The organism is Psychrobacter urativorans (assembly GCF_904846695.1).
Lineage (GTDB): Bacteria > Pseudomonadota > Gammaproteobacteria > Pseudomonadales > Moraxellaceae > Psychrobacter > Psychrobacter urativorans.
Genome location: NZ_CAJHBR010000004.1, coordinates 74,931 through 98,151 on the forward strand (window position 1 = coordinate 74,931; position 23,221 = coordinate 98,151).

Annotated in this window: 21 protein-coding genes; 10 read left to right on the forward strand and 11 right to left on the reverse strand. The window is 41.4% G+C overall.

Features of this window, described 5'->3' with window-relative positions:
* Positions 1 to 6 precede the first annotated feature (6 nt).
* Positions 7 to 759, forward strand: coding sequence for a DUF2059 domain-containing protein (locus JMY09_RS04690; protein WP_227677166.1), 753 nt, complete (start codon positions 7 to 9; stop codon positions 757 to 759).
* Between the two features lie 90 nt (positions 760 to 849).
* On the forward strand, positions 850 to 1,422 hold the full coding sequence (locus JMY09_RS04695) for a DUF2059 domain-containing protein (RefSeq protein ID WP_201622441.1): 573 nt from the start codon (positions 850 to 852) through the stop codon (positions 1,420 to 1,422).
* A 133-nt stretch (positions 1,423 to 1,555) separates the two neighbouring features.
* Here JMY09_RS04695 and dps read toward each other — a convergent pair whose 3' ends face one another.
* Both dps and JMY09_RS04705 read right to left on the reverse strand, forming a co-directional pair.
* On the reverse strand, positions 1,556 to 2,038 hold the full coding sequence (dps, locus tag JMY09_RS04700; RefSeq protein WP_201622442.1) for a DNA starvation/stationary phase protection protein Dps: 483 nt from the start codon (positions 2,036 to 2,038) through the stop codon (positions 1,556 to 1,558).
* Positions 2,039 to 2,434: 396 nt separating this feature from the next.
* Positions 2,435 to 2,854 carry a GFA family protein gene (locus JMY09_RS04705; protein ID WP_201622443.1) on the reverse strand — a complete coding sequence of 140 codons (420 nt, stop codon included), beginning with the start codon at positions 2,852 to 2,854 and terminating at the stop codon, positions 2,435 to 2,437.
* A 310-nt stretch (positions 2,855 to 3,164) separates the two neighbouring features.
* Between JMY09_RS04705 and uvrB the strand changes: the two genes are divergently transcribed.
* From uvrB to JMY09_RS04730, 5 genes are all read left to right on the forward strand, one after another.
* Positions 3,165 to 5,279, forward strand: a complete 2,115-nt coding sequence (gene uvrB / locus JMY09_RS04710; RefSeq protein ID WP_201622444.1) for an excinuclease ABC subunit UvrB — start codon at positions 3,165 to 3,167, stop codon at positions 5,277 to 5,279.
* Positions 5,280 to 5,385: 106 nt separating this feature from the next.
* Positions 5,386 to 5,871 (forward strand): hypothetical protein, encoded by a 486-nt coding sequence (locus JMY09_RS04715; RefSeq protein WP_201622445.1) that lies wholly within the window; start codon positions 5,386 to 5,388, stop codon positions 5,869 to 5,871.
* Positions 5,872 to 6,024: 153 nt separating this feature from the next.
* Entirely contained in the window at positions 6,025 to 7,077 is a 1,053-nt protein-coding gene (locus JMY09_RS04720) for a pyridoxal phosphate-dependent aminotransferase (protein WP_227677167.1), read from the forward strand.
* A gap of 263 nt (positions 7,078 to 7,340) precedes the next feature.
* On the forward strand, positions 7,341 to 8,393 hold the full coding sequence (locus JMY09_RS04725; RefSeq protein WP_227677168.1) for a pyridoxal phosphate-dependent aminotransferase: 1,053 nt from the start codon (positions 7,341 to 7,343) through the stop codon (positions 8,391 to 8,393).
* A gap of 235 nt (positions 8,394 to 8,628) precedes the next feature.
* The gene (locus tag JMY09_RS04730; RefSeq protein WP_256932764.1) at positions 8,629 to 9,009 is read left to right on the forward strand and encodes a hypothetical protein; all 381 of its coding nucleotides are present in this window, start codon (positions 8,629 to 8,631) and stop codon (positions 9,007 to 9,009) included.
* A gap of 140 nt (positions 9,010 to 9,149) precedes the next feature.
* Here the strand turns inward: JMY09_RS04730 and JMY09_RS04735 are convergent, their stop codons facing one another.
* Complete coding sequence (locus JMY09_RS04735; RefSeq protein WP_201622446.1) at positions 9,150 to 9,536, reverse strand: hypothetical protein; 387 nt, start codon at positions 9,534 to 9,536, stop codon at positions 9,150 to 9,152.
* Between the two features lie 314 nt (positions 9,537 to 9,850).
* Here JMY09_RS04735 and JMY09_RS04740 point away from each other — a divergent pair, with 314 nt between their 5' ends.
* The gene (locus tag JMY09_RS04740; protein ID WP_201622447.1) at positions 9,851 to 10,834 is read left to right on the forward strand and encodes a hypothetical protein; all 984 of its coding nucleotides are present in this window, start codon (positions 9,851 to 9,853) and stop codon (positions 10,832 to 10,834) included.
* Between the two features lie 163 nt (positions 10,835 to 10,997).
* Here JMY09_RS04740 and JMY09_RS04745 read toward each other — a convergent pair whose 3' ends face one another.
* Positions 10,998 to 11,513, reverse strand: coding sequence for a hypothetical protein (locus tag JMY09_RS04745; protein ID WP_201622448.1), 516 nt, complete (start codon positions 11,511 to 11,513; stop codon positions 10,998 to 11,000).
* Between the two features lie 409 nt (positions 11,514 to 11,922).
* Here JMY09_RS04745 and recJ point away from each other — a divergent pair, with 409 nt between their 5' ends.
* On the forward strand, positions 11,923 to 13,773 hold the full coding sequence (recJ, locus tag JMY09_RS04750) for a single-stranded-DNA-specific exonuclease RecJ (RefSeq protein ID WP_201622449.1): 1,851 nt from the start codon (positions 11,923 to 11,925) through the stop codon (positions 13,771 to 13,773).
* Positions 13,774 to 13,925: 152 nt separating this feature from the next.
* On the opposite strand, the gene JMY09_RS04755 is transcribed toward recJ, so the two are convergent.
* The 7 genes from JMY09_RS04755 to JMY09_RS04785 form a co-directional block, all read right to left on the reverse strand.
* A complete protein-coding gene (locus JMY09_RS04755) occupies positions 13,926 to 14,729 on the reverse strand; it encodes a trimeric intracellular cation channel family protein (protein WP_227677169.1) in 804 nt (267 codons plus the stop codon).
* 43 nt (positions 14,730 to 14,772) lie between these two features.
* Positions 14,773 to 15,360: a trimeric intracellular cation channel family protein gene (locus tag JMY09_RS04760; protein WP_201622522.1), complete on the reverse strand. Its 588-nt coding sequence runs from the start codon at positions 15,358 to 15,360 to the stop codon at positions 14,773 to 14,775.
* A gap of 101 nt (positions 15,361 to 15,461) precedes the next feature.
* On the reverse strand, positions 15,462 to 16,571 hold the full coding sequence (locus JMY09_RS04765) for a multidrug resistance efflux transporter family protein (protein WP_201622450.1): 1,110 nt from the start codon (positions 16,569 to 16,571) through the stop codon (positions 15,462 to 15,464).
* A 95-nt stretch (positions 16,572 to 16,666) separates the two neighbouring features.
* A complete protein-coding gene (queE, locus tag JMY09_RS04770; RefSeq protein WP_201622451.1) occupies positions 16,667 to 17,389 on the reverse strand; it encodes a 7-carboxy-7-deazaguanine synthase QueE in 723 nt (240 codons plus the stop codon).
* 452 nt (positions 17,390 to 17,841) lie between these two features.
* On the reverse strand, positions 17,842 to 18,663 hold the full coding sequence (dapD, locus tag JMY09_RS04775) for a 2,3,4,5-tetrahydropyridine-2,6-dicarboxylate N-succinyltransferase (protein ID WP_201622452.1): 822 nt from the start codon (positions 18,661 to 18,663) through the stop codon (positions 17,842 to 17,844).
* A gap of 198 nt (positions 18,664 to 18,861) precedes the next feature.
* A complete protein-coding gene (locus JMY09_RS04780; RefSeq protein ID WP_201622453.1) occupies positions 18,862 to 19,812 on the reverse strand; it encodes an alpha/beta fold hydrolase in 951 nt (316 codons plus the stop codon).
* Between the two features lie 197 nt (positions 19,813 to 20,009).
* Positions 20,010 to 21,797, reverse strand: a complete 1,788-nt coding sequence (locus JMY09_RS04785) for an amidohydrolase (protein WP_227677171.1) — start codon at positions 21,795 to 21,797, stop codon at positions 20,010 to 20,012.
* Positions 21,798 to 21,986: 189 nt separating this feature from the next.
* On the opposite strand from JMY09_RS04785, the gene JMY09_RS04790 reads away from it, so the two are divergent.
* The gene (locus JMY09_RS04790; protein ID WP_201622454.1) at positions 21,987 to 23,168 is read left to right on the forward strand and encodes an FAD-dependent oxidoreductase; all 1,182 of its coding nucleotides are present in this window, start codon (positions 21,987 to 21,989) and stop codon (positions 23,166 to 23,168) included.
* Positions 23,169 to 23,221: the final 53 nt, after the last annotated feature.

Sequence of the window (23,221 nt, forward strand, 5' to 3'; positions counted from 1 at the left end):
AGTGATATGAGCCCTAGAGCTGAGCAGGCACAAGACCTTAGCCTTGATTATTCGCCAGTAGTTGCTAGTCCTGTGACTACTTCATTGCCATCAGCAAAATCAGCATTCAGATCAGCATTGCTAGTGTCAATAGGGGTAGCTTTTGCCAGTACAGCAGTTATGACCCCAGCCTATGCTGAATTGATTGTTCATGATCAGCCCAGTCAAAAGATCAATAGCGTAGAGCAAAACATGGGCTCTCAAGTTTATACTCCCCAAGTTAGCAATAATCAACCGCCCTCAGACACTTCTATTATTAAGCTGATGCAAGTGATGCATATTGATGAGCAAATAACCGCCATCATCAATGGTCAGCAAGCAGCTATTGATATTATCAACAGCCAAGCCACTAATGCCAAGCAACCAACAGCGGGTGATAAATTAAATAAGCGTCAGCGTGAACTACAGGCTAAGATTCAGGGGATTTTAGGTCAGTATACTAAGATTATGGGCGAGGGTATTGATCAGGCCACTGATGCTGAAACTATGACCCAAGCTTATATCACTGCTGCAAAAGCTTACTATAGCCAAGCCGAAGTTGATGCGCAGATTAAGTTTTATGATACCCCAGTCGGTCAAAGTATTTTGGCCAAGCGGCCACAAGTAACGGCTGCCTTTTTGCAACAGTCACTGCCCAATGAGAGATATATGAGTGCTACTAAAGAGCAGCTTAGTCAATTAATACCGCAAATGAAGCAGATAATTAAAGATATACTGTAGCAAGTGCTAACTAGTTTGTGCTTAACTAAAAACAGCACAAGCTAAGAATTAACAGCCAATAATAGTCAGATATAAAAGCAAGGAAATACTATGAAGTCCTTACTAAGAAATAGCGCAGTCGCTCTGTCATTGACAGTAAGTGCGATGACGGTGATGGCAGTACCAACGCTGTCTGCACAAGCTGCTGTCCCAACCGAAGCCTCTTTATTAAAGCTAATAAAAGTCACTAAAGTGGTCGAAATGATGGATGATATGACTAGCGAAAGCAGAGTGACTGAGCAAGTTATGCAGGGATTGTTAGCAGCGATGCCCAAGGATGATTTGAATGAAAATCAGCGCCAGCAGTTCGATAATATTGTGAATAAGTATAGCAAAGAGATAGCTAGTAGCTTTGACATGCAGAGCTTTAATCAACAAATTATGGGTTTTTATATTGACTCTGCTAAGCAGCATTTTAATCAACAAGAAGTCGATGCTCAAATTACTTTTTATAGTAGCGCTATAGGTCAGAGCATCATTAACAAACAGCCAGCTATTATGGAAGACTACTTAGCAAAAGTAACTAGCCAAGTTATGCCTACTATTATGAAGACTAGTATACAAAAAACTCAGGATATCATGCCGCGTATGGCTGCAGATATTAAAGCACTAACTGCTAAATAGTAAAGCCAGTAGGTTTTATGGCCAGTCATTATATAAAATACAAAAAAAGGTTATCAATTAAGATAACCTTTTTTATTGTCTACGCTTCATTCTAGGTCAGTTATTGATGAAATAAGCGCCCATTAAAATAAAGTTATTTTTTTGGAGCATTAGCACCGATGAACCAAGCATCTTTATCTACTATACGACTAACTTCAGTCAATAAGTCAGCAGTATCTTCATCACCAGCATCACCCGCTGCATCAATACCTTCACGTAAAGTTTTAGCAACTTGCTTATAACGATTAGTCAGTTCACGTACATGCTGATCAACGTCAGTAATATCAGTAGGGTAAGTCTCTAAAATAGAATCTTCAACCACACGTTTAGAGATACCATTGGCCTTACCGCCTAGAATAACAATACGCTCAGCAACAGTATCAAAGGCTTCAGTCAAACGGCTATAAGTATCATCTAGTAACTGATGCACACCAATAAAACCATTACCTTGTAGATTCCAGTGACATTGTTTGCTATCCATACTTAAGTCAATTAAGTTGGCTAAGTTAGCATTCAATAAGTTAATCATTTTTTCTGCAGTTGCGTCGTCTATTCCACTTGCGTAACGTTCTCTCATTTTAAGCTCCACTATTTATTAGATTATTAGAATTTAAATTATTATAGGTTGTCATTTTAACTCAACAAAGACGCTAAGATAATGCTCACTTTTGATAATTGCAGTAAGCAGCTAGTAATAGAATGCTTTGTTGTCATTGATTAATTCAGTACTGATAATAGCAGCTTGTATCGATGATTAAACCCCTAAGCGTTAGGAGTTAGTTAGTGGTCGTGTAATGACTTTGTTAACCGTGAAAAGCTTTGTAAATTTGACGACCAACTTATAGATACTATGTAATCAAAGTAAGCCGATCAAGGTAATAAAATCAGCTAAGAACAGCTGGTTAATTAAAATACATAAGGCTTAATATATAATCACTAAACTTATGAATAATTTTAGCTGTCAATCAGTCTCTTAATCCTGTGGTCTAATGCCTTTATCAGCGAACTTATCAAATAGTTGCTGTTGAGTCAGGTTTTCGGTGTCGTTAGCGAACTCGTAGTAGGCTGGTTTTTGATCGACAAATATTTGACTGGCAAAATCGAAGTTCGGATGATCTTGGAATAAGCCTAAAGATAGTACATAGCCTTCAGCACCGAGCTGATGGTAATACAAGTTAGTACCACATTTATTACAAAAGGCGCGCTCTGCCCAAGCTGAGGATTGATAAACGGTCATCGACTCTTGACCGGTAAAAGTGACTTCTGAATTACTATGTACGGCCATTAGAGGACCGCTACCCCAACGTCGGCACATACTACAATGACAAGCTTCAAAAGTATTGATGTCTTCTAACTCTACAGTGATGCTACCGCACAAACAATGGCCTTTCATAATGTATTCCTTGCTGGTTATTAAATAATAATGGCCTCTAAAATATAACTTACCTTTTAAGCGCTCCTTTTGTAATATAGCACCTATACAACGCTAGTACGCTCTAGTTATTGTTTACTATTAGTGACGCTAGTTTTAATATTAATAGCGTTTAAAAGTTAGTATTAACCGCCCTTACTAGTCACTATTAACAAGCTTTAAACAGTACGCTATTTATATACTTATAATCCTGATAAACGCTATAAACTACCTTTAAAAATAATGCCTTAGCCCCCACATTGTTATAAACCTATTGACGAAGAAAGACCTTATGCGTATGCCCGAACCGCGTTCATCGCGTCAGTTAAATCAATTAGCCACTCAGTTGCAAGGCGAAGCTGAAATTGTTGGTGTTAATGCGTCAGGAACGCAGATATCGAGTCGTGCCTTTGAGATGGTTACCGACTTTGAGCCAGCAGGAGATCAGCCACAAGCGATTGAAAAGCTGGTAAAAGGTATTAATAGTGGCATGAAAGAGCAGCTATTATTAGGAGTAACCGGCTCTGGTAAAACTTTTACGATGGCAAAGGTCATCTCTGAATGCCAGCGTCCCACTATCATTATGGCGCATAACAAGACGTTAGCGGCGCAGCTATATGGTGAATTTAAGGCGTTCTTTCCTAATAATGCTGTCGAGTATTTCGTCAGCTATTATGACTACTATCAGCCGGAAGCTTATGTGGCGGCTAGTGATACTTTTATCGAAAAAGACAGTGCCATCAACGATCATATCGATCAGATGCGTCTATCGGCGACGCGCGCCTTGCTAGAGCGCCGTGATGCGATCATTGTAGCTTCGGTATCTTGTATTTATGGTCTTGGTGATCCAGAAAGTTATCTAAAAATGCTACTGCATATCGTAGTTGGCGATATGATTGATCGTACAGCGATGATTAAGCGTCTGGTTGAGATGCAGTACACTCGTAACGAGCTGGACTTTGGCCGCGGTACTTATCGTTTGCGCGGCGAGATCTTAGATATCTATCCAGCAGAGTCTGAACAATTGGCCGTGCGAGTGCATTTATTCGATAATGAAGTGGAAAAAATATCTTGGTTCGATCCGCTCACTGGTAAGACGGTGCGTAGCGTGCCCCGCATTACCATCTATCCTAAATCGCATTATGTGACGCCACGCAATAAGCTGGAGGCTGCCAGTCATACTATTCGTGCTGAGCTTGAGCCACGTTTGGAGTATTTCCGTCAGAACAATAAGCTAATCGAAGCGCAACGTCTCAAAGAGCGTACCCAATACGATTTAGAGATGATTCAGCAGCTTGGCTACTGTAACGGTATCGAAAACTACTCACAGCATCTATCGGGTCGTCCACCCGGAGAGGCACCGCCGACGTTGTTCGATTATATTCCAGACGATGCTTTATTGTTCCTCGATGAGTCGCATGTGACTGTATCGCAAGTAGGGGCGATGTATAAAGGCGATAGATCACGTAAAGAAAACTTGGTCAATTATGGCTTCCGTCTGCCAAGTGCGATGGACAATCGGCCGATGAAGTTTGAAGAATGGGAGCGTATCAAGCCGACGACTATCTTTGTCAGTGCCACACCTGCCGCTTATGAGCTTGAGCATAGCGAGCAAGTGGTGGAGCAGTTAGTGCGCCCGACGGGTCTGATTGATCCTGAGATTGAGATTCGTCCAGTACTGACCCAAGTCGATGATGTGTTATCAGAAATCACTAAGCGCAGCGCCAAAGATGAGCGGGTATTGATTACTACTTTGACTAAGCGTATGTCAGAGGATTTGACGAGCTACCTAAAAGAATACGATATCAAAGTCGCTTATCTACATTCTGATATCGATACCGTCGAGCGTACGCAGATTATCCATGAGCTGCGTACTGGTGTTCACGATGTGTTAGTTGGCATTAACTTGCTGCGTGAAGGTCTTGATATGCCTGAAGTGTCGCTAGTAGCGATCTTTGATGCGGATAAAGAGGGCTTTTTGCGCTCTGAGCGCGCCTTGATTCAGACTATTGGTCGTGCGGCGCGTCATCTAAATGGTAAAGCCATTCTCTATGCCGATCGTATTACCCCGAGTATGGAACGGGCCATTGAGGAGACTGATCGTCGCCGTGAAAAGCAGATCGAGTTTAACCTTGAGCATAATATTACGCCGAGGGGCGCACGTCGTAATGTCACTGATAAGATTGATACTGGTGAAGACCTCGATGCTAATGATAACCAAGCGATACCGGTTAAGAGTAATCTGCCTGACGTCGATATTAGTATCTTACGCAGTCCTGATTTGCTCGCAAAAGAGATCAATCGTTTAGAGAAGCTAATGAAGCAATTCTCACGTGATCTTAAGTTTGAGGATGCAGCGAAGACTCGTGATAAAGTGCTTGAGCTTAAAGCGCATTTAATACAGTAGCATTAGAGTTTAGAAAAGTAGGGCGGGTTGCGAAAGTGACCCGCTTTTTTGTGCTATCTTTATTTATTTGGCAGCTGTATTTCGTTATTTTAAAAGAGTAAAAACAGTGAATATAAATATCAGTTATTTCTTAGAAGAACAGGGTTGGAGTTATTGTTGGCTATATGCCAATCGTGATTGGTATAAGATTGTGATAACTCACTCTTTTAACGATCCTATTATAGAATGTATTGATGCTTTAATTGAGCTGATGAGAGGTGATAAAACAAGTAGTTTTAATTGGCATGGCGAGCCTGGAGGGGTAAGAATAATAATAGATGAAATATCGACACAGCAAAATTACGTTTGGCTAAAGGTAGTAGAGTTCAACGAGGATTATCTGTTTCATACTAAAGAGCTAATTACACAAAACAAAGAAGCTGTTATGGAGTTTCAAATCGCTAAAATTCAATTAGTCCGAATGTTTTACTATGAGTTCAAAAAAATATCTGAGCTTATGAAAGATAAATATTTTGCACTCAATAGGAAACATGAGTTTCCTTTCAAACATTTTTTGGAATTTGAGACTATTGCTTTAGAATATATGAATTGATGTGGTAAGTTATAACAGCTTGTTTCGGTGCGCGCGGTACACCCTACGACTAGCCTAAAGCGTCAGCCTACGATAAAGTTAGCCTTATATCAGCAATGCTCCTAATCAAATTAAATCCCATAACCTACCAAAAACTAAGACGGATTATTCATCGTGCATACTAATCATTTACTAGAGTTAAACTCTAATGAGAACTCACTAGGCATGTCAGCTTCTGCCAGACAAGCTATCATCGACTCTTTAGATATCGGCTTTCGTTATCCAGACGATCAGCGTGCTAAATTAATTAGCAAAATCGCTGAGATAAATGGCGTAGCAGAAGACCAAGTGTCTTTAGGTAATGGCTCAATCGAAAACGTCGGCACCGTAGTACATATGCTGCAAGATAAAGCCTTAAATACAGCTCAGCAGTTACAAGTTGTAGTGCCTGATCCAACTTTTGACTGTGCACAGCGCAATGCAGAATCTATAGGAGTAGCCGTAGTAAAAGTGCCGCTGACTGCTGATGATTACCAACTAGATTTTCACAACCTGCAACAAGCTGCTGAAGAATTTGAAGGTATTAGTCTATTTTATCTTTGCAATCCTAATAATCCAACCGCCACTATCACTGCAACAGCAGAGTTAAAAGCTTGGGTGGAGAATGCCCCTGATAATCACTATTTTTTATTAGATGAAGCTTACTCAGAATATATTACTGACCCAAGTTTTGAGAGCGCTATTGAGTGGGTCAAGCAAGGGCTATCTGACAATATTATCGTAGTCCGTACTTTCTCAAAACTATGTGCGCTAGCGGGTATGCGTATAGGTTACGCTATTGCCAATGCACCAACTACGGCTGCTATCAGCTCATTTGTGTCGTTGGACAATACTAATTTAGCCGGTGCGGTTGCAGTGTTAGCAACGTTAGAGGACCAAGCTTTCTTACAGCTCAGTTTGCAGGTTACCAATCAATCGCGTCAAATGATTGAGACTGAGCTACAGAAGCTAGGTCTGCGTTATTTGCCTTCACAAGCCAATTTTATCTTCCATGAAATCAAAGGCGATGTAAAAATCTATATCGATAGAATGAGAGAAAACGGCATCTTAGTGGGGCGAGAGTTTTTGCCTATTACTGGCTATAGCCGCCTGACACTTGGCACTGCTGATGAGATGCAAGTATTCGTCAAAGTATTACAATCTTTTCGGCAAAAGGGCTGGGTCTAATGGTTACTCTATAAAGTAGCACTCTTAAAAGACTGATAGGTTAAAACAGGGTAAGAGAACTTAAAAAGGTGAGTTGCATATTTGTAGCTCACCTTTTTTGTGCTCTGCTAAGTGGTTGAAAAATATTGATTTTTGCTTATCAGGATTAATAACTAATTTTTAGGTAATACAACACTTGTATTCATACCAAATGCTCCTTAATATGATATTAAATAATATTGTTAAGCTCATAAACCAATAACAAATTAGGCGGATCATATATTGTGCATACGAATAATCCCATAGAGCTAAATGCTAATGAAAACTCACTAGGCATGGCAGATTCTGCTAAACGAGCGGTTACAGATTCTTTAGGTTCGGGTTTTCGATATCCGGATAATCCAAGCGCTGCTCTGATTAGCAAAATTGCCACTCTTCATGGCGTGGCAGAGAATCAGATCTCACTAGGTAATGGCTCAACTGAAAATATTCGAGCTATCTTACAGATGCTGCAACACAGAGCATTAGAGGAGGGCAGAAAGTTTCAAATGGTGATTCCTGTGCCAACGTTTGATTGCGCCGAAATGTATGCAGACTCTATTGGCGCACTTGTAGTAAAAATACCATTAACAGCCGAAAATTATGATTTAGACCTGCAAAGATTGCAAGAAGCTGCCAATGATTTTGACGGGATTAGCTTACTTTATCTTTGCAACCCTAATAATCCGACAGGGACGATTACATCAACGGCAAAGCTAAAAGATTGGGTAGGTAATGCACCCGATAATCACTACTTTTTATTGGACCAAGCTTACTTAGAATACGTCACAGACCCAAGCTTTGAAAGTGGGATTGAGTGGGTAAAACAGCAGTTATCTGATAATCTTATTGTCATTCATACTTTCTCAAAGCTATATGCGTTAGCGGGTATGCGAGTCGGCTATGCCATTTCTAACCCGCAAGCTATTGAAGATGTTGAAGCCTTTATGTCGATGGATAACACCAACTTGTCAGGTGCAATTGCCGCTATTGCAACGTTAAATGATGCAGAGTTTTTAGCGCTAAGTTTGCGCACTACCAATCAATCGCGTCAGATGATTGAAAGCGCATTGGACGAGCTTGGTCTTCGCTACTTACCCTCACAGGCCAATTTTATTTTTCATGAAATAAAAGGCGATTTGAAAACCTATATCGATAGAATGCGAGAAAATGGTATCAAGGTTGGTCGCGAGTTTCCTCCTGTTAAAGGTTTTAATCGCTTGACGCTTGGCATACCTGAGGAGATGGAAGTATTTATCGAAGTGCTAAAGTCATTTCGTAAAAAAGGCTGGGTTTGATTGGATGCTTTCTGCTATTAGCAAAGGACAAATAACTTATATCAGCTTTTGCCTACAGGCTATATTTTACTAAGCATAAACGCAGTTTTACATATTAGCTGTTAAAAAATAATAGACTTTCAAATACTATATAATAGACTCTCTCATACTATAAATGAGTGCCAATTAAAACTGATTTAGAGTGTCAGAACCTTACTTAACCTGTTAAATTTTGAACTATAAGGATATAACTATAATGGACGTTGCCTCGTTATTTAAAAAAGGTATAGAGAAACAATTACTTGATGTCGATGACTATATTTTTAAGCCTGAACGCATAGATATGGTTATTGATAAAGGTGATCTAAGCTGTGTGCTCAATAGTGATGGTAGTGTTAATATCTTTTACACTAAAGATGGCATTACCGATGTAAGAGCAGCCGCTCGTAAGCATCCTTTTACTAATTTTGATACTGAATTGCATCATGGTATTTATGATGATGTTATCGAAGATTTGGTCGATGGTGTTAATGATATTCTCAAAAGTCATTCTAAGTATTTTCGTATGAGTAAGATATTGCCAATGGCCGCTGCTTTAGGTAGCCAAGCCATTATCACAGAAGCAGACAAGTATTAGATTGTCGGTTTAAGATGGCTTTGTTTTATAGTTAGTAAAGCTATGATGTTCTGCATAAAAAAGGCTGCGTGGTCATTAACGCAGCCTTTTTTATTGACTGTTTTTCAACAACTGGCAATTAGCAGTTAGCAACCAGTAGTTTACTTAGTGAAATTGGCATAACAACTTTGTAGGGATTTGGCGACAACTTTAGTCACTAATTGACCTCGGTAATTGGCATCTATAGCAGCATTACCTAATTCAATGAGAGTTACTTGCTGCGGTGCTTGTTCGCTTACACAGCCACAAACTTTGCTCTGTACTGCTTCTTGTTGACTTTCGGTCATAGCCACACTAGCGATGCGCCAAGCTGGCTGCTGTTGAATTTGGCTACGGCATTGATTATCGATAGCTGCTTTGAAGACATTCATGCCGATTTCGTTTGCAGTACCGATAGCTGTGCCTGCATTATTGTTGGCTCCAGTAGTCGCGCACCCAGCTAAAGCAAGAGTAGCTAGCACTACAGTTGAGGCTAAGAATTTTTTCATTGGTTTGTCCTTTAAGGGGGTTAAGTAAGTAGGAGCTTTTAAAGATTTTGCATATTGTCCCATCTAATTCACTGACAATAATGTGCGATTATAATACCTTTTTATAGCTTATAGGGGTTCACTTATATCAGCCTAATCACAAACCGTTAATAAGCAATCAATCGATATAGTCACAGCAAAGCGCCTGTTTCGACAGTGATAAGCTTCGCTAGAGTTCTTTAGGCTAAAGCCGGTTATTTTATTTACATCGCTTTTAGCGAAAACTAAAGCCATACTATACTAATCATAATCCGCTATTAGTATTGGAGGCAAGTATGCAACGACATAATCTTCTGTTATTAGCTGTATTAATGGCGACTAGCTTGAGTGCTACTGCTGAGGTAAAAATCCCAAAATCTATTATCATTGATTTGATTGAGAGTCGCTGTGATAACCCTGATCCTAATCCTCGCAAGACAGCCGCATTAGAATACGACTGCTCAGAGAAGTATGAAGATGATGATGGCGAGCAGCAGAGCATGAATTATAGTTTACGCTTACATCCTTTACTAGCTATGGATTTTAATCAAGATAGTATAGAAGACTTAGCCATTGAGGTTGAGTCTATGGGACCACTAGGCGGCAGTGTATTTAGTAACAGTACGGTAGAATATCTACTTTTGGATAGTAAAAAACAAATCGTTGGCAGCCACGAGATATTGCTTTATGCGCCCTTTAGTGAGCACATCGTAACTTACAAAGTGCTAGGCAAGCAGATTAATTATAGCGCTGTGCCCAATTTTCGCTCGCATCCTGAAGCTTATGAGGATGGTGAGCTGATAGATCCGGCTCTTAAGTTCACTGTCAATTGGCAGGGCGATAACCCTATAAGTAGTTATTATCGAGATCATTGCCGACTAGCTAATAGTAAAGATAAGGGCTTATTAGACCTCAGCTTAGGTGGCGCCAGTCATGTTGATATCGATATGCATGAGTATACCCAAGTGGTTACGGAAACGGTTCAAGTAAAAGGCTTGGATATTGAAGCCACTTTATCTGGCTGTGATTTATCTAGCGTGACATACGTCATCACTGCGCAACAGGGACACTCATTGCCAGTATTATCAGAAGTTTTAAAAATATTAGTACCTGTAGCGCATAATAGTAAGCCGCTAATAACCCTACAAAAGCTAGAGCAAAGATCAGAACTTAAATTCGCTGAAAAAGTGCCTTTATACAAAGGCTGGCAAGGTTATGTGTTCGTTGATAGAAAGGATAAGATAGCAAATATACGTATTATTATTGAACAAATTAAGTAGCGTAACGATTTAAAAAGCTAGGGCTAAAATGAGTTGCTCTAGCCATTACTGCTTTTGTCCTACTTGTAACTGTTAAAGCAAGTAAAAAGCCAGCTAAGATAAATAGTCTTAGCTGGCTTTATGCTTGTAAACTGTCAAGAGCTTTTAAATAAGCTGCTAAAAGTTAAACGTTTTTACTATGTTGCTTAGTTTGAATGTCTTTTGCCAATTCATAGCACTGATTGATATGATCAACAGCGATTTTTTTGAAAATCATATAGCCCATAGTAGCGGCGACCAATTGACCACCAAGTGGGATAAATTTAGTGACTTGCTTAGCGGCGATACGACCACCAAAGCCTTGCACTGTCTTTTTGACAATGCCACGAGTAGCCATTAAGCCTGCAAAATCAACCGTACGATTTTTAAGCTCATTCCAATGTATTTCACGTGACTCTAAGTCGACAGCGCCCTGACGGTTTTCGAGCAAGCCAAAACGTTCACTAATATCAGGTAGCAGTTGGGTTAACATCCCAGCATCGACGGCGACATCAAAGAAAGGTACAGGAACAACCGCTACACCAGCAGAATATCTAGCACGTTTTTTCACTAAGGCGATACATTGCTTTCTAACTTGTTCAAGATCTAAATTGGGATCAATAGTGTTGGGTAGCTTTTCAACAGCTGGGGTGGTTTTCATATAGTTTTCCTTAAGATCGTTCAATAATTTTGGTTTAGTAGCTTTTAGTTTAGTAAATTTAGCTTAATGGCTTTTAGCTTAATACTTTTTAGCTTAATGAGTAGGGTTGAAACAAACGCTAAAAGAAGATTAAGGCTGATATCAACACTATCAAAGTTAGTTATCATTTTAGGGATTTATGCGCGCTATACAATCATAGCTTTGTATCAAAATAATAAGAAACCGCTTATCTTTATACGGTTTTTGTAAATAATACTGGCTAGAGCCACTAAGCTGTATAGGGCTGTCATTGTCAAAAATAATAAACTCCAATCACAATTACTATCGTCAACAGTCTAGCAATCATCGCTAAACGAATTGCCTATAAATTCACATTGTGACCTGACGTCAAAGCCAGTAGAATGGCCCTATGCTAAATTTAACTCCCCGATATACTGGCACTCGCATCGACGAGCTGCCCACTGCGCTACAACCACTAGCCGCCCAATCCTTCACTCTAGCTCGCCTCTATGCCGGTCGTGGTATCGTGCAGCCTGATGAGCTCGAAACGGGGTTAGCAGGTTTGTTGCCAGCCGAAATGCTCCATGGCGTCACTGAAGCGGTACGCCTGCTAGATGTGGCAATTGATAAAGGGCAACGTATTTTGATCGTTGGCGACTTTGACTGTGATGGGGCGACTAGTACCGCGCTGATGATGCGAGCGCTGACTAAAATGGGCGCAGACGTTAATTTCTTAGTGCCCGATCGCTTTAAGTACGGTTATGGCCTGACCCCTGAAATCGTCGAATTAGGTATTGAGACTTATCAGCCACAAGTGATCGTCACTGTCGATAATGGCATCTCTAGCCATGAGGGGGTAGCACGGGCCCAAGCTGAGGGTATTATTGTTATTATCACTGACCATCATTTGACTACTAAGCAAGTGCCACCAGCAGAAGCGGTAGTTAATCCTAATCAGATAGACTGTGACTTTAGTAGTAAAGCATTAGTCGGAGTCGGGGTAGCTTTTTATGTGCTTGGTCGTCTGGCAAAACTGCGCCGTGAGGCAGGTAAGTCAACCGTACAAGTGAGTCAATATTTAGACTTAGTGGCCTTAGGAACTATTGCCGATGTGGGGGTTTTGGATAAAAACAACCGCATCTTAGTGCATCATGGACTGAATGCTATCCGTCAGGGGCGGTGCTGTATAGGTATCTTAGCATTACTCGAGCAGGCTGGTCGTGATCCTAAGCAGTTGCATGCGCAAGACTTTGGTTTTGTACTAGGCCCACGTATTAACGCCGCTGGGCGTATGGATAATATGCGTATCGGTATTGAGTGCTTATTGACTGATGATTGGGGCAGCGCCCAACGTTTAGCCCATGAGTTAGAGCAGCTTAATCGTAATCGCCGGCAAGTTGAAGGCGAGATGCGTAATCAAGCCGATAGCATTGTCGAGCAGCTAGCTGGCAGCAATGAGTCTGACAATAATGCTGTTGATGGCAGTAATAAAGTCGATGACAGTAATGACTCAATCTTAGTGGATAAAACTACCAGTCAGCCAGTGGCTGCTAATGATCAGCTTAATAGTCAGCGCAGTATTGTGCTTTATCAGGATAACTGGCATCAAGGAGTTATCGGTATTGTCGCTGGACGCTTAAAAGAAAGCCATTATCGGCCCAGTATAGTATTTGCCCCTGCTGACACTCAAAACACTAGTGATGATGACGCTATCAAAGGCTCGGCACGTTCGATCGCTGGCGTGCATATTCGCGATGCTATTGAGCAAGTTGCTGAGCAAAATCCTGCGTTGATCAGCCATTTCGGTGGCCATGCTATGGCAGCAGGCTTGACCTTGAAACGTAGCAATTTTGAGAGTTTCGTTACGGCCTTTAATGAAGTAATGGCGCAATTAGATGCTGAAGTGTTCGCTGAGCAAAAATTCACTGATGGCGCTCTACAAGCCTGTGACTTTAGCTTATATTTCGCTGATAACTTAGCTGATGCTAGCATTTGGGGTCATGGTTTTGCACCGCCAATATTTGATGGGGTATTTGAAGTATTGAGCTTTAAGATACTCAAGGATAAGCACTTAAAGTTGTCGCTACGTTATCCTGATGTACAGTATCCTATCGATGCTATTTATTTTAATTATGATAGTGCCGCTTGGGACTACCGAGCTGAGCAAGTGCATATCTTATTTGAGCTAGGTATCAACGAGTGGAATGGTAAACAGAGCTTACAGTTAATGGTCAAGGATTTAGCCGTTATTAGCGCTTAGCTTTATTATGATGGGTGCAACATGCATCAATAAACACTGCTGATAGATCAAGCGTTTGTAGAGCAGCAGTTATAGTTAGGCATAAAATAAGGGCACTTGATTATCCAAGCGCCCTTATTTTTTATCAAAATTTATTCTATACCAATATAGAATTACATATTAGGCTTTTTTATCAGTCCAATATCTGGAAAGTGCCAATCATAATGCACAGCCAGCATACGAATCACAAAGATAGTAATCATAGTACAAGATTCGGTAATCCAAGGAGTCACGCCCATGCCATCCATCGCAAAATACAAAATACCACCTATGATCGCTGCGGTAACGTAAATCTCGCGCTGTAATACTAACGGAATCTCATTACACAGCATATCGCGGATGACGGTACCAAACAAAATATTCAATACCCCAAGCAAGATACAGATGGGGATATTGGCGCCCATTTCTTGCGCTACTTGAATACCAATCAAAGTGAAAATCGCCAGAGCCATACCATCAAATAGTTTTAGTAAACCGTCGACATGGCGAGCTTTTGGATTACAGAACATCTGAAAGCCAATAGAGGTAATAGTGATAATTAATAGATAGTTCATGTTGACCATCCAAAACAGTGGATAGCGATCTAAGATAATATCACGTGCAGTAGGACCGCTAATAGCAGCAATCATCGCCACCAAGATACAGCCAAAAACATCGAATTTTTTATATTTAGCTAGGATAGTTCCTGAGACACTACAAGCAAAAATACCAAACATCTCTAACCAGAACATAAACGAGGTTGGCTCGAATCTAGTTACAAATTCTGGAGTAAGAGCAGCACGATTATCGGTTAAAAGGGCTGTAGGTGCGGTTACAGCAAGAGCAGGGGCCAATAGCATATCGAAAGATTTGCCAAATATTGCCATACAGTAAGTGTTGAGCACAGCATAAAGGTTGACACTAATAATACTGATCATAAGGATTCACATAAAGAATTCACGCAAGCCAACAGAATGAAGGTCAGTTGACCAAGCGAATGGAGGGAAGATGCCAATCGAAGCGCAGTGCTAACATTCGCACCGCAAAGATGACGCCAAGCATAATAAATTCATTGAAGCTTGAATTAAAGCCCCAGTATTCCAGTAGCAAGTAAGTCACTGAACCGGCGATACTAGCAGAGATATAGATTTCACGCTGAAGAAGCAGGGGTATTTCATTGCAGATAATATCGCGTAGTAAGCCACCAATAATAGCTGTCCAAACGCCCATCATTACCGCAATCATTGGTGATAAGTCTTGATCCAAAGCAACCTTAAAACCAATGACGCTAAAAGCGGCCAGCCCAATTGCATCGAACAGTTTGAGGGCATTATCAATTTTGGGATAAAGATGAAAGAATATTTGCAATATGAGTGAAGTAGCAGTGATTACTAGGACGTAATTAAGATCGGTCATCCAAAATAACGGGTGTCGATCTAATGCCATGTCACGTAAGGTGCCACCACCAATAGCATTAACCATAGCTACTAAAATGCAGCCAGCAATATCAAAGCCTTTGTGCTGCGCTAGTAAAGTCCCAGCGATAGCACAAGCGACTATACCAATCATATCTAATAAATACAGCAGAACATCAGGAAAAATTAAATTATTGATCACAATGCTTCTTCCTGTAGCTGTCTTATAAATAATAGTTTTTATAAACAGCGCTATTAGCCATCCTTAGCAAACAGTACCAATCCTAACATAATTAATCCGATACCAATTAGACCCATTGCTGACGGTAAGGCATTATTTAACAATAATATACCGCCGATTAAGGCAAAGATTACTTCACTGGCTTGAGTGGAGTCAACGCCAGCAACTTCGCTGGAAGTCTCAGCACGCTCACGAGCATATAAGAAGATACTGGTAGCCCCGACGCCTGCGAGTAAAGCTACTAGCAAGGTGTTAAAAACCTGTGATGAGCTGGGTGCTTCAGGATGGACTATGATGCCTAAAATTAACCAAAATGGCAAACTACCAAGGGTCATGAGCCACACTTTATTAAAAGCATTTTGTAGCAGCTCAGTTTCGATGGCTGGAATGCGGCTAATTAGCTTTTGTAGCGTAGATTGTGCTGCGGTTTCAGCCACAAGTAATGGATCGCTATTAGCGCTATTGCTAGACGCATAGCTTTGGGTGACTGAGCGGGCATTATCGTTATGATCGCTATTACTTTCTTGCCACTTACGTCGCTCAGCATTTTGCATGCGAGTATTATAAGACACTTGCCAAACTAACTGATTGCCGATGGGATAACAAAAAGCGGCTACTAATGCAGGCAATGCGCCATAAAGGAGCATTTCTAGCATCGGCGTAGAGGCAACCTCAGAGGCAGTTAAGCCTTCGCTAACGTTAACTAACAATACCCCTATAAAGACTAGCAGGGCATAAAAAATAAACTTCTTATCGAAGCGCTGACCAAAAGCTATCAGTACTAGTAAGCTTGTGACCACCGTAAACATAAAAGTCGCCGCTACTACCCAGCCGGCAACGTGATCCCCAGCGTAGCAAATACCCGTATAGAATAGGCCAAAGCCGATACTGCCAGTAATGCACCAAAAGCGCCAATGGGCAGAAAAAATAGCCGTCAGCTCTTTGATGCGGCCAAAGCCATGCTGCATGGTGATAATAACCGTGAGCAATAACCACATAAACAAGTAACGTAGGCTAGCTGACCAAAACCAATGACCGCCAGCGCTGCTCATAAATTCGTTTAAGATAAAGGTTGAGCTAAATAGCGCTCCTGCTAATAAGCCGAATAATATTAACTTAACCATCCCTGCATCCTTGCACTTTTTAGCTTTGACAATCATGATAGCAACTTATAAATAATCAGCTATTTATAGGTTTCTATTAGCATTGACGGTATGTTTTATTTACCTTTGGCATCAGCCCAGATGATCTTGTGCAATTGCAATTGGAAGCGAACCGGCAGCGCATCAGCCAATATCCATTCAGCCAATTGGCGAGCCAATACTGGCACCTCAGGACTACTGTCATTTTCTTCGACATTGAACATTGGCGAGAACCATACTGTACAGACGAGTTTGTCTAGCTGGTGCTCAACTAGTTTGGCTTTTGCCCAGTCGTAATCAGTGCGATTCATGATTACGAACTTTAACTGATCATGTTGGGTTAGATAAGCCAAATTTGACCATAAGTTTTTATCGACTTCCCCTGAGCTTGGGGTTTTCAAATCCATAACTTTGCTTACTGCTGGCGGTACCTTTTGTACCGATAACGCCCCTGCAGTCTCAAGCGATATCTCACAGTCATCGGCAAGCAAACGTTTAATTAGCTCAATGGCATTAGGCTGGGCTAAAGGTTCGCCACCAGTAATACAAATACGCTTACAAGGGAAGCTTTTGATAGTCGCTACGATAGTCTCTAGCGACTGACGCTCGCCACCACTAAAGGCGTATTCAGTATCGCAATAGACGCAGCGTAGGGGACAACCAGTCAAGCGCACGAATATCGTCGGCAAGCCTGAGGTTAGCGCTTCTCCTTGTAAAGAATAAAAAATCTCAGTAATTCGTAACCCAGCTTCAGGGTCAGTGACAGCAATAGCGGATGTGCGTAGTGATAGCTCAGTCATAACAATTTCAAATAAGGTAAGGTGTCGATCATCTATCTCGACAAAAAGATTAAAAATTAAGGTTTTTTTATAACAGAAAACAATAAAAATACCGCGATAAGGGCGGTATTGGATAAGTTTCTTTCATTGCGCTAAATTATAGCGTAAGCCAGCATATTAAGCTGTAAAAATCTCGGCGCAATTGCATTAGCGCTCTAACTAGCAATAGTAGGATATTTATGACAGCTGCGACTTAATAGAAGCCGGTATAGGCTAGTGGTTTTGGCTCAGTATTTTGGTTGCTGTATTTTGATGGGCGTATCTGGTTGCTATGTTTCAATAGCGCACAGCATAGGGTTTATTCTAACAGCTATCTTTTATGCCTTTGAGCGTTTGATTTAGCTACAAAAAAAGGTGCTTAGACATTCTAAGCACCTTTGAGTAAGCGGTCAGCGATTAAGCTTTGCTGGTGATTAATCTAAGCGCAATAATTCATTAACGGCAGTCTTAGCGCGAGTTTGTGCATCAACTTTTTTTACGATAATAGCGGCATATAAGCTATGAGTGCCATCTTCAGAAGGTAAAGAGCCAGGCACTACTACTGAACCGGCTGGTACACGACCACGATGGATCTCGCCAGTTTCACGATCATAGATACGCGTTGATTGACCAATGTAGACGCCCATAGAGATTACTGCACCTTCTTCAACGATAACCCCTTCAACGATCTCAGAGCGGGCACCGATAAAGCAGTTGTCTTCAATGATAGTAGGGTTAGCTTGCAATGGCTCTAACACACCACCGATACCTACGCCGCCAGAGAGATGAACGTTTTTACCGATTTGAGCACATGAACCAACAGTAGCCCAAGTATCGACCATTGCACCTTGATCGACATAAGCGCCGATATTGACGTAAGAAGGCATCAAGATAGCACCCGGTGCGATATATGATCCTTTACGAGCGACAGCTGGTGGTACTACACGTACGCCAGCTTCTTTGAATTGAGCTTCAGTCCAATCAGCAAATTTAGTCGGTACTTTGTCATAAAACTGTACGTGCTCACCAGCAGCCATCACATAGTTGTCATTGAGGCGGAATGATAAAAGCACGGCTTTTTTTGCCCACTGATTAACTACCCATTCGCCATCTTTCTTTTCAGCGACACGTAAAGTACCGTTATCAAGTTGCTCAAGTACTTGTTCGATAGCCTCTCGGATATCCTGCGGCATATTGGTTGGATTGTATTCGTTGCGGTTTTCAAAAGCTTGTTCAATCGTTTGCTGTAATGACATAAAAATTCCTAAAAAGAGTAAAGATAAAATAATAGAGGATTTTGCTCATAGTAGTCATTAGCCTCCAGCTAGCCTTTCAATTATAACCAGCCTGACTAACTAGCATCAATGAACACTAAGTTAGCTTAAATACAGATGCTAAAGACAACGGCTTTTATTGTCGCTAATTTATTGCCCTTTAGCAAATGCCTGGCTAAGCTAAATAGATAAATTATCTATCCAGTGCAGAATATCATCATATACCAAGTTACGGTCTTGCTCATGTAAAGGCTCGTGACGCATGTTGGGATAGAGTTTAGTGCTTATATTAGCGAAACCTTGCTTCTGTAATCTATTGTCGATAGCGCGAATACCACGACCCATATTGCCGATAGGATCATCTTTACCGCTGATAAACAGCATAGGAAAATCTTTAGTAATGGTTCTAGCCCAGCCTTTATCCAGTCCTGCCTGCATAAGCGCAAATAGGGTATAAAAGCCATTATTGGTAAACACAAAACCGGCTAGTGGATCGGCTTCGTAGGCGGCGATATTAGCCTTACTTTCGCTCAGCCAAGCAAATTCAGAAGAAGAATCAGTAGCAAGCTTACTATTAAGCAGCTTATTCATCAAATCAGAAAATACGCTATTGGGCTTTTTAGCCGCCGCTTTTGCCAAGATCTTATTGATAGGGAGCAAAACCTTTATCAATGGATTGGCATCGGCAGTACCCATTAGAATAGCCCCTGCAAAGTTATGAGCGTGATGCTTGAGCACGGTACGCACGATAAAAGATCCCATCGAATGACCCATGATGAAGTGGGGCACATCAGGATAGCGAGACTTTATGCTGTCCGCCATAATAATGACATCTTTTAATAACGACTGCATAGGATGTTCGCTACCAAAAAACCCTAATTCGTCAGACGATTTAATAGTCTGCCCATGACCGAGCTGATCATAAGTTACTACGGCAACACCGTTATCCGCCAAGAACTGCGCAAAGCTGGCATAACGACCACTATGCTCCGCCATACCATGAACAATTAATAATGTGGCTCTAACGGTTTTGACGCTATCAGGCTCACTATCAGAGACAGTGGGTTCAAAAAAGGTATGATGCAGATAATGGCTGTTGTCAGAGGAAGTGATTTGCTCGTAAGTACTCATAGGCCTCTCTTTAAAGGGATAGGTTAAGCAATTGACAGTTTAAAGGGTTCAAAATTAAAAAGGTAAAAAAGTTAGTCATTATCAAGACAGAAAAAAGAAAAACAGTCGAATAACTAAAAGATCCGACTGTTAATACTAGCCAGCAATTTTAAAAAGTTATCTAGCATCAGGCAAGCATTACTCATCTACTAATAAAGCTAGCGGCGCTGATAAATAGTTTTGCCTGCTTTAATAGTAGTCATCACCTTAATGTCCTTTATCTTACTAGCATTAATAGTCAAAGGGTTGCTATCTAAGATCACTAAGTCAGCCAGTTTACCTGGGGTTAGAGACCCTTTGCTGTCTTCTTCATAATACTCATAAGCTGGGTTAATAGTAATGGCTTTTAGGGCTTGATAAGGGCTGGCACGCTCATCCTTACCGATGATCTGACCGGAGCGTGAAGTGCGATTTACTGCTGACCAAACCGTAAATAAAGGACTAACTGGGGTCACCGTATCATCAGAGTGGTTAGTGTATCTTAGACCCATCTTATCAGCAGTAGCTATCGGACTAGAAAAATTAGCTCGTTTTTCGCCTAAGTTTTTGACATGGACATCACCCCAAAAATAAGCGTGATTAGTAAAGAATGATGGCAGCATATTATACTTTTTAAAGGCTTGTAGTTGATCAGGACGAGCAAATTGCGCATGGATAGGAATAGTACGACGATCTTTATCGGCCGCTTGCCCAGTCTTTTTTACCGCATACTCATGCGCTTTGATCACCATATCAGTGGCACCATCGCCATTATTATGAATAAATAGCTGATTGTCACGCGCATAAGCTTTGGCAAACATCTCGTTGAGCTGGTCTTGGCTGACACTAGGCAAACCACGGCAGTCCTTTTGGCAATCTGGTACTGGCGTTAGGTAAGGCTGACTGAAATAAGCCGTTTTGCCTTGTGGCGAGCCATCAGCGACGATCTTAGTGCCTTGAACTTTAAAGCCATGGTTATAAGTCTTCCAGCTAAAGTTTTTATCGGCCAAGTTTTCATCTAAGTCACTAACGCCTGCTAGTGCTACTAAATCGATTTTGAGCTTGCCAGCATCTGCCTGCTTTTGGAAGAAAGCAATAGTATCACGAGTCGTCGAACCGTTTTGGGCGGTAGTCAGACCATTTTCAGCATAATAATCTTGCGTAGACTCAAAGAACTTAGCTTGATTGGGCTCCAACACTTCTAGCATCTTGCGCACGAAGGGGTACATCGCGGTTTCTTGTACTAGGCCATTAGGCTCGTTTGAGCCTTTAACTCGTGCAATATTACCACCTTCAGGAGCTTTACTATTAGCCGTTATCTTCAGTGCTGCTAGAGCTTTACTATTTGCTACGCCCATATGACCACTAGTATGTTGTAGATAGACTGGGTTATTAGGCAGTACCGTATCGATCTCATCTTTAGTAGGATGGCGATCCTCACTCAATTGAGTTTCATCATAACCCCAGCCGTAGATCCACTCACCATCGGCAATATTATTGTCTTTTTTATAAGCTTTGAGTGCTTGCAGTATGTCATCGATGTTAGCCACTTTGCCGACAGGTGACGGGTTAAGATTAACTTGCCCCATAGTGTTCGACACCATATCGAAATGGCTATGCGGATCGATGAATCCTGGTAATAGAGTTTGGTTTTTTAGATCGACTTGTGCCGCATTAGTGTATTTTGATTGGGCCGTAGACAAGTTACCAACGTAAGCGATTTTACCTGCTTGTGTCACTAAGGCTTGTACCATTTGTGGCTGATCGCCTTCCATAGTGATGATATTGCCGTTGTAATATACAGTGGCGGCATTAAGCTCAGTGCTGACAAGATCGGCGCTAGTATTCTGCATAGCGGTACAACCCATAATGCTCAGTAACGCTACACTAAGTAACGTCGGTTTGATCAAAGGGTTCAAGGTGATTGTCTTATGCATTGTTTGCTCACAATTTATCGATTTAGTCATGACCTTATCCTTAAGGGTTTAGTTAGTATATTTCGCTATTATTGTTTATTAGCCCTTATTAGCATAACGTATTTTCAATCATAAATATGCTTAGTGGTTATTTGCCTTATCCTTACAAGAGTATGACTCAAAATTTTATAATTCATGTTCTAATTTGGCTCATCTTAGCTATTAGTAATAGGGCTGCTTATGAACTGTGTATCGACCAAAAAACTGCTATTAGCTGGAGCCGGTCATGCTCACATTGATCTACTGCGCAGTATTATTAATAGTAGTGAGCCACCGAAACATTTGCAAATCACTTTAGTTACTGAGCAGCCACAGACTATCTATTCAGGGATGTTGCCGGGTTGGATGGCGGGGCACTATAACCTTGCTGATATCAGTATTGATGCCCAAGCACTCTGTGAGCAGGCAGGGGTGACTCTCATCCAACAGTCACTAGCCAAAGTAGATGCTGCCTCTGGCATAGTAACGACTGCTGACGATAAGCAATTGGATTATGACGTTTTGTCTTTAAACACCGGTGCCAATACAGATTTGCGGTGGCTCAACAAAGCGCAAGATCAGCTGCCAGCTAATACTGAAACAGCCGTAGTTCCTACACAATCTCCTACACAACTTCCTACACAAGTGGTTGCTGTGCGTCCGATATCGTTGTTTATCGAGCGTTGGCAGCAGATTATCGAAGAGGCTAAACAGTCTGCATGCTACCGGCTGGCTGTAGTCGGTGCTGGGGCTGCTGCTACAGAGTTGGTGCTGGCAGCACAGTATGCTTTGCGGCGTATCAATCCTAATCACCAAGCTTATTTGGTCTGTGGGGAGGAGCTATTATCGGGCTTTAATCAACGCTTTAAAAAACAAGTTATCAAGCAGCTACATAGATATAAAGTACAGATAGTTTACGAGCGTGCTTTGGGCTATAGCGAAGGTCAGTTGCATACTAGCCGTCAACCATTAGCTATTGATGCGCTGATAGCTGCTACGGGAGTCACTGGTTCTGCTTGGACAAAACATACTGATCTTAGTACTGTCGATCATGGCTTTATCGCCGTCAATGAGGTGCAGCAAAGTATCTCGCACCCGAATGTATTTGCAGTGGGCGATGTGGCTACTCGAGTGGACCAAAAGATGGCGCACTCAGGGGTGCATGCGGTACGTGGCGGGGCAGTAGAAGCGGACAACTTGCTCGCTTATTTAGCAGATCAGCCTTTACATAGCTATGATCCAAGGCTCCGTACTTTGTACTTATTATCTTGTGGGGATAAATATGCCATCGCCAGTTGGGGCGATTATAGCTTACAAGGCCGTTGGGTTTGGCAGCTAAAAAAACGTATTGATAAACGCTTCGTAAAGGTAGGATTTAACTAAAAGGTGGCTAGTTAGATAGAAAAAATAACGTTATTAGACATAAATTGTCATTA

Excerpts from the sequence above, each read along its gene's own strand:
- JMY09_RS04690 (WP_227677166.1), top strand. The coding sequence starts at position 7 with ATGAGCCCTAGAGCTGAGCAGGCACAAGACCTTAGCCTTGATTATTCG.
- JMY09_RS04695 (WP_201622441.1), top strand. The coding sequence starts at position 850 with ATGAAGTCCTTACTAAGAAATAGCGCAGTCGCTCTGTCATTGACAGTA.
- dps (WP_201622442.1), bottom strand. The coding sequence starts at position 2,038 with ATGAGAGAACGTTACGCAAGTGGAATAGACGACGCAACTGCAGAAAAA.
- JMY09_RS04705 (WP_201622443.1), bottom strand. The coding sequence starts at position 2,854 with ATGAAAGGCCATTGTTTGTGCGGTAGCATCACTGTAGAGTTAGAAGAC.
- uvrB (WP_201622444.1), top strand. The coding sequence starts at position 3,165 with ATGCGTATGCCCGAACCGCGTTCATCGCGTCAGTTAAATCAATTAGCC.
- JMY09_RS04730 (WP_256932764.1), top strand. The coding sequence starts at position 8,629 with ATGGACGTTGCCTCGTTATTTAAAAAAGGTATAGAGAAACAATTACTT.
- JMY09_RS04735 (WP_201622446.1), bottom strand. The coding sequence starts at position 9,536 with ATGAAAAAATTCTTAGCCTCAACTGTAGTGCTAGCTACTCTTGCTTTA.
- JMY09_RS04740 (WP_201622447.1), top strand. The coding sequence starts at position 9,851 with ATGCAACGACATAATCTTCTGTTATTAGCTGTATTAATGGCGACTAGC.
- JMY09_RS04745 (WP_201622448.1), bottom strand. The coding sequence starts at position 11,513 with ATGAAAACCACCCCAGCTGTTGAAAAGCTACCCAACACTATTGATCCC.
- recJ (WP_201622449.1), top strand. The coding sequence starts at position 11,923 with ATGCTAAATTTAACTCCCCGATATACTGGCACTCGCATCGACGAGCTG.
- JMY09_RS04755 (WP_227677169.1), bottom strand. The coding sequence starts at position 14,729 with ATGATCAGTATTATTAGTGTCAACCTTTATGCTGTGCTCAACACTTAC.
- JMY09_RS04760 (WP_201622522.1), bottom strand. The coding sequence starts at position 15,360 with ATGATTGGTATAGTCGCTTGTGCTATCGCTGGGACTTTACTAGCGCAG.
- JMY09_RS04765 (WP_201622450.1), bottom strand. The coding sequence starts at position 16,571 with ATGGTTAAGTTAATATTATTCGGCTTATTAGCAGGAGCGCTATTTAGC.
- queE (WP_201622451.1), bottom strand. The coding sequence starts at position 17,389 with ATGACTGAGCTATCACTACGCACATCCGCTATTGCTGTCACTGACCCT.
- dapD (WP_201622452.1), bottom strand. The coding sequence starts at position 18,663 with ATGTCATTACAGCAAACGATTGAACAAGCTTTTGAAAACCGCAACGAA.
- JMY09_RS04780 (WP_201622453.1), bottom strand. The coding sequence starts at position 19,812 with ATGAGTACTTACGAGCAAATCACTTCCTCTGACAACAGCCATTATCTG.
- JMY09_RS04785 (WP_227677171.1), bottom strand. The coding sequence starts at position 21,797 with ATGACTAAATCGATAAATTGTGAGCAAACAATGCATAAGACAATCACC.
- JMY09_RS04790 (WP_201622454.1), top strand. The coding sequence starts at position 21,987 with ATGAACTGTGTATCGACCAAAAAACTGCTATTAGCTGGAGCCGGTCAT.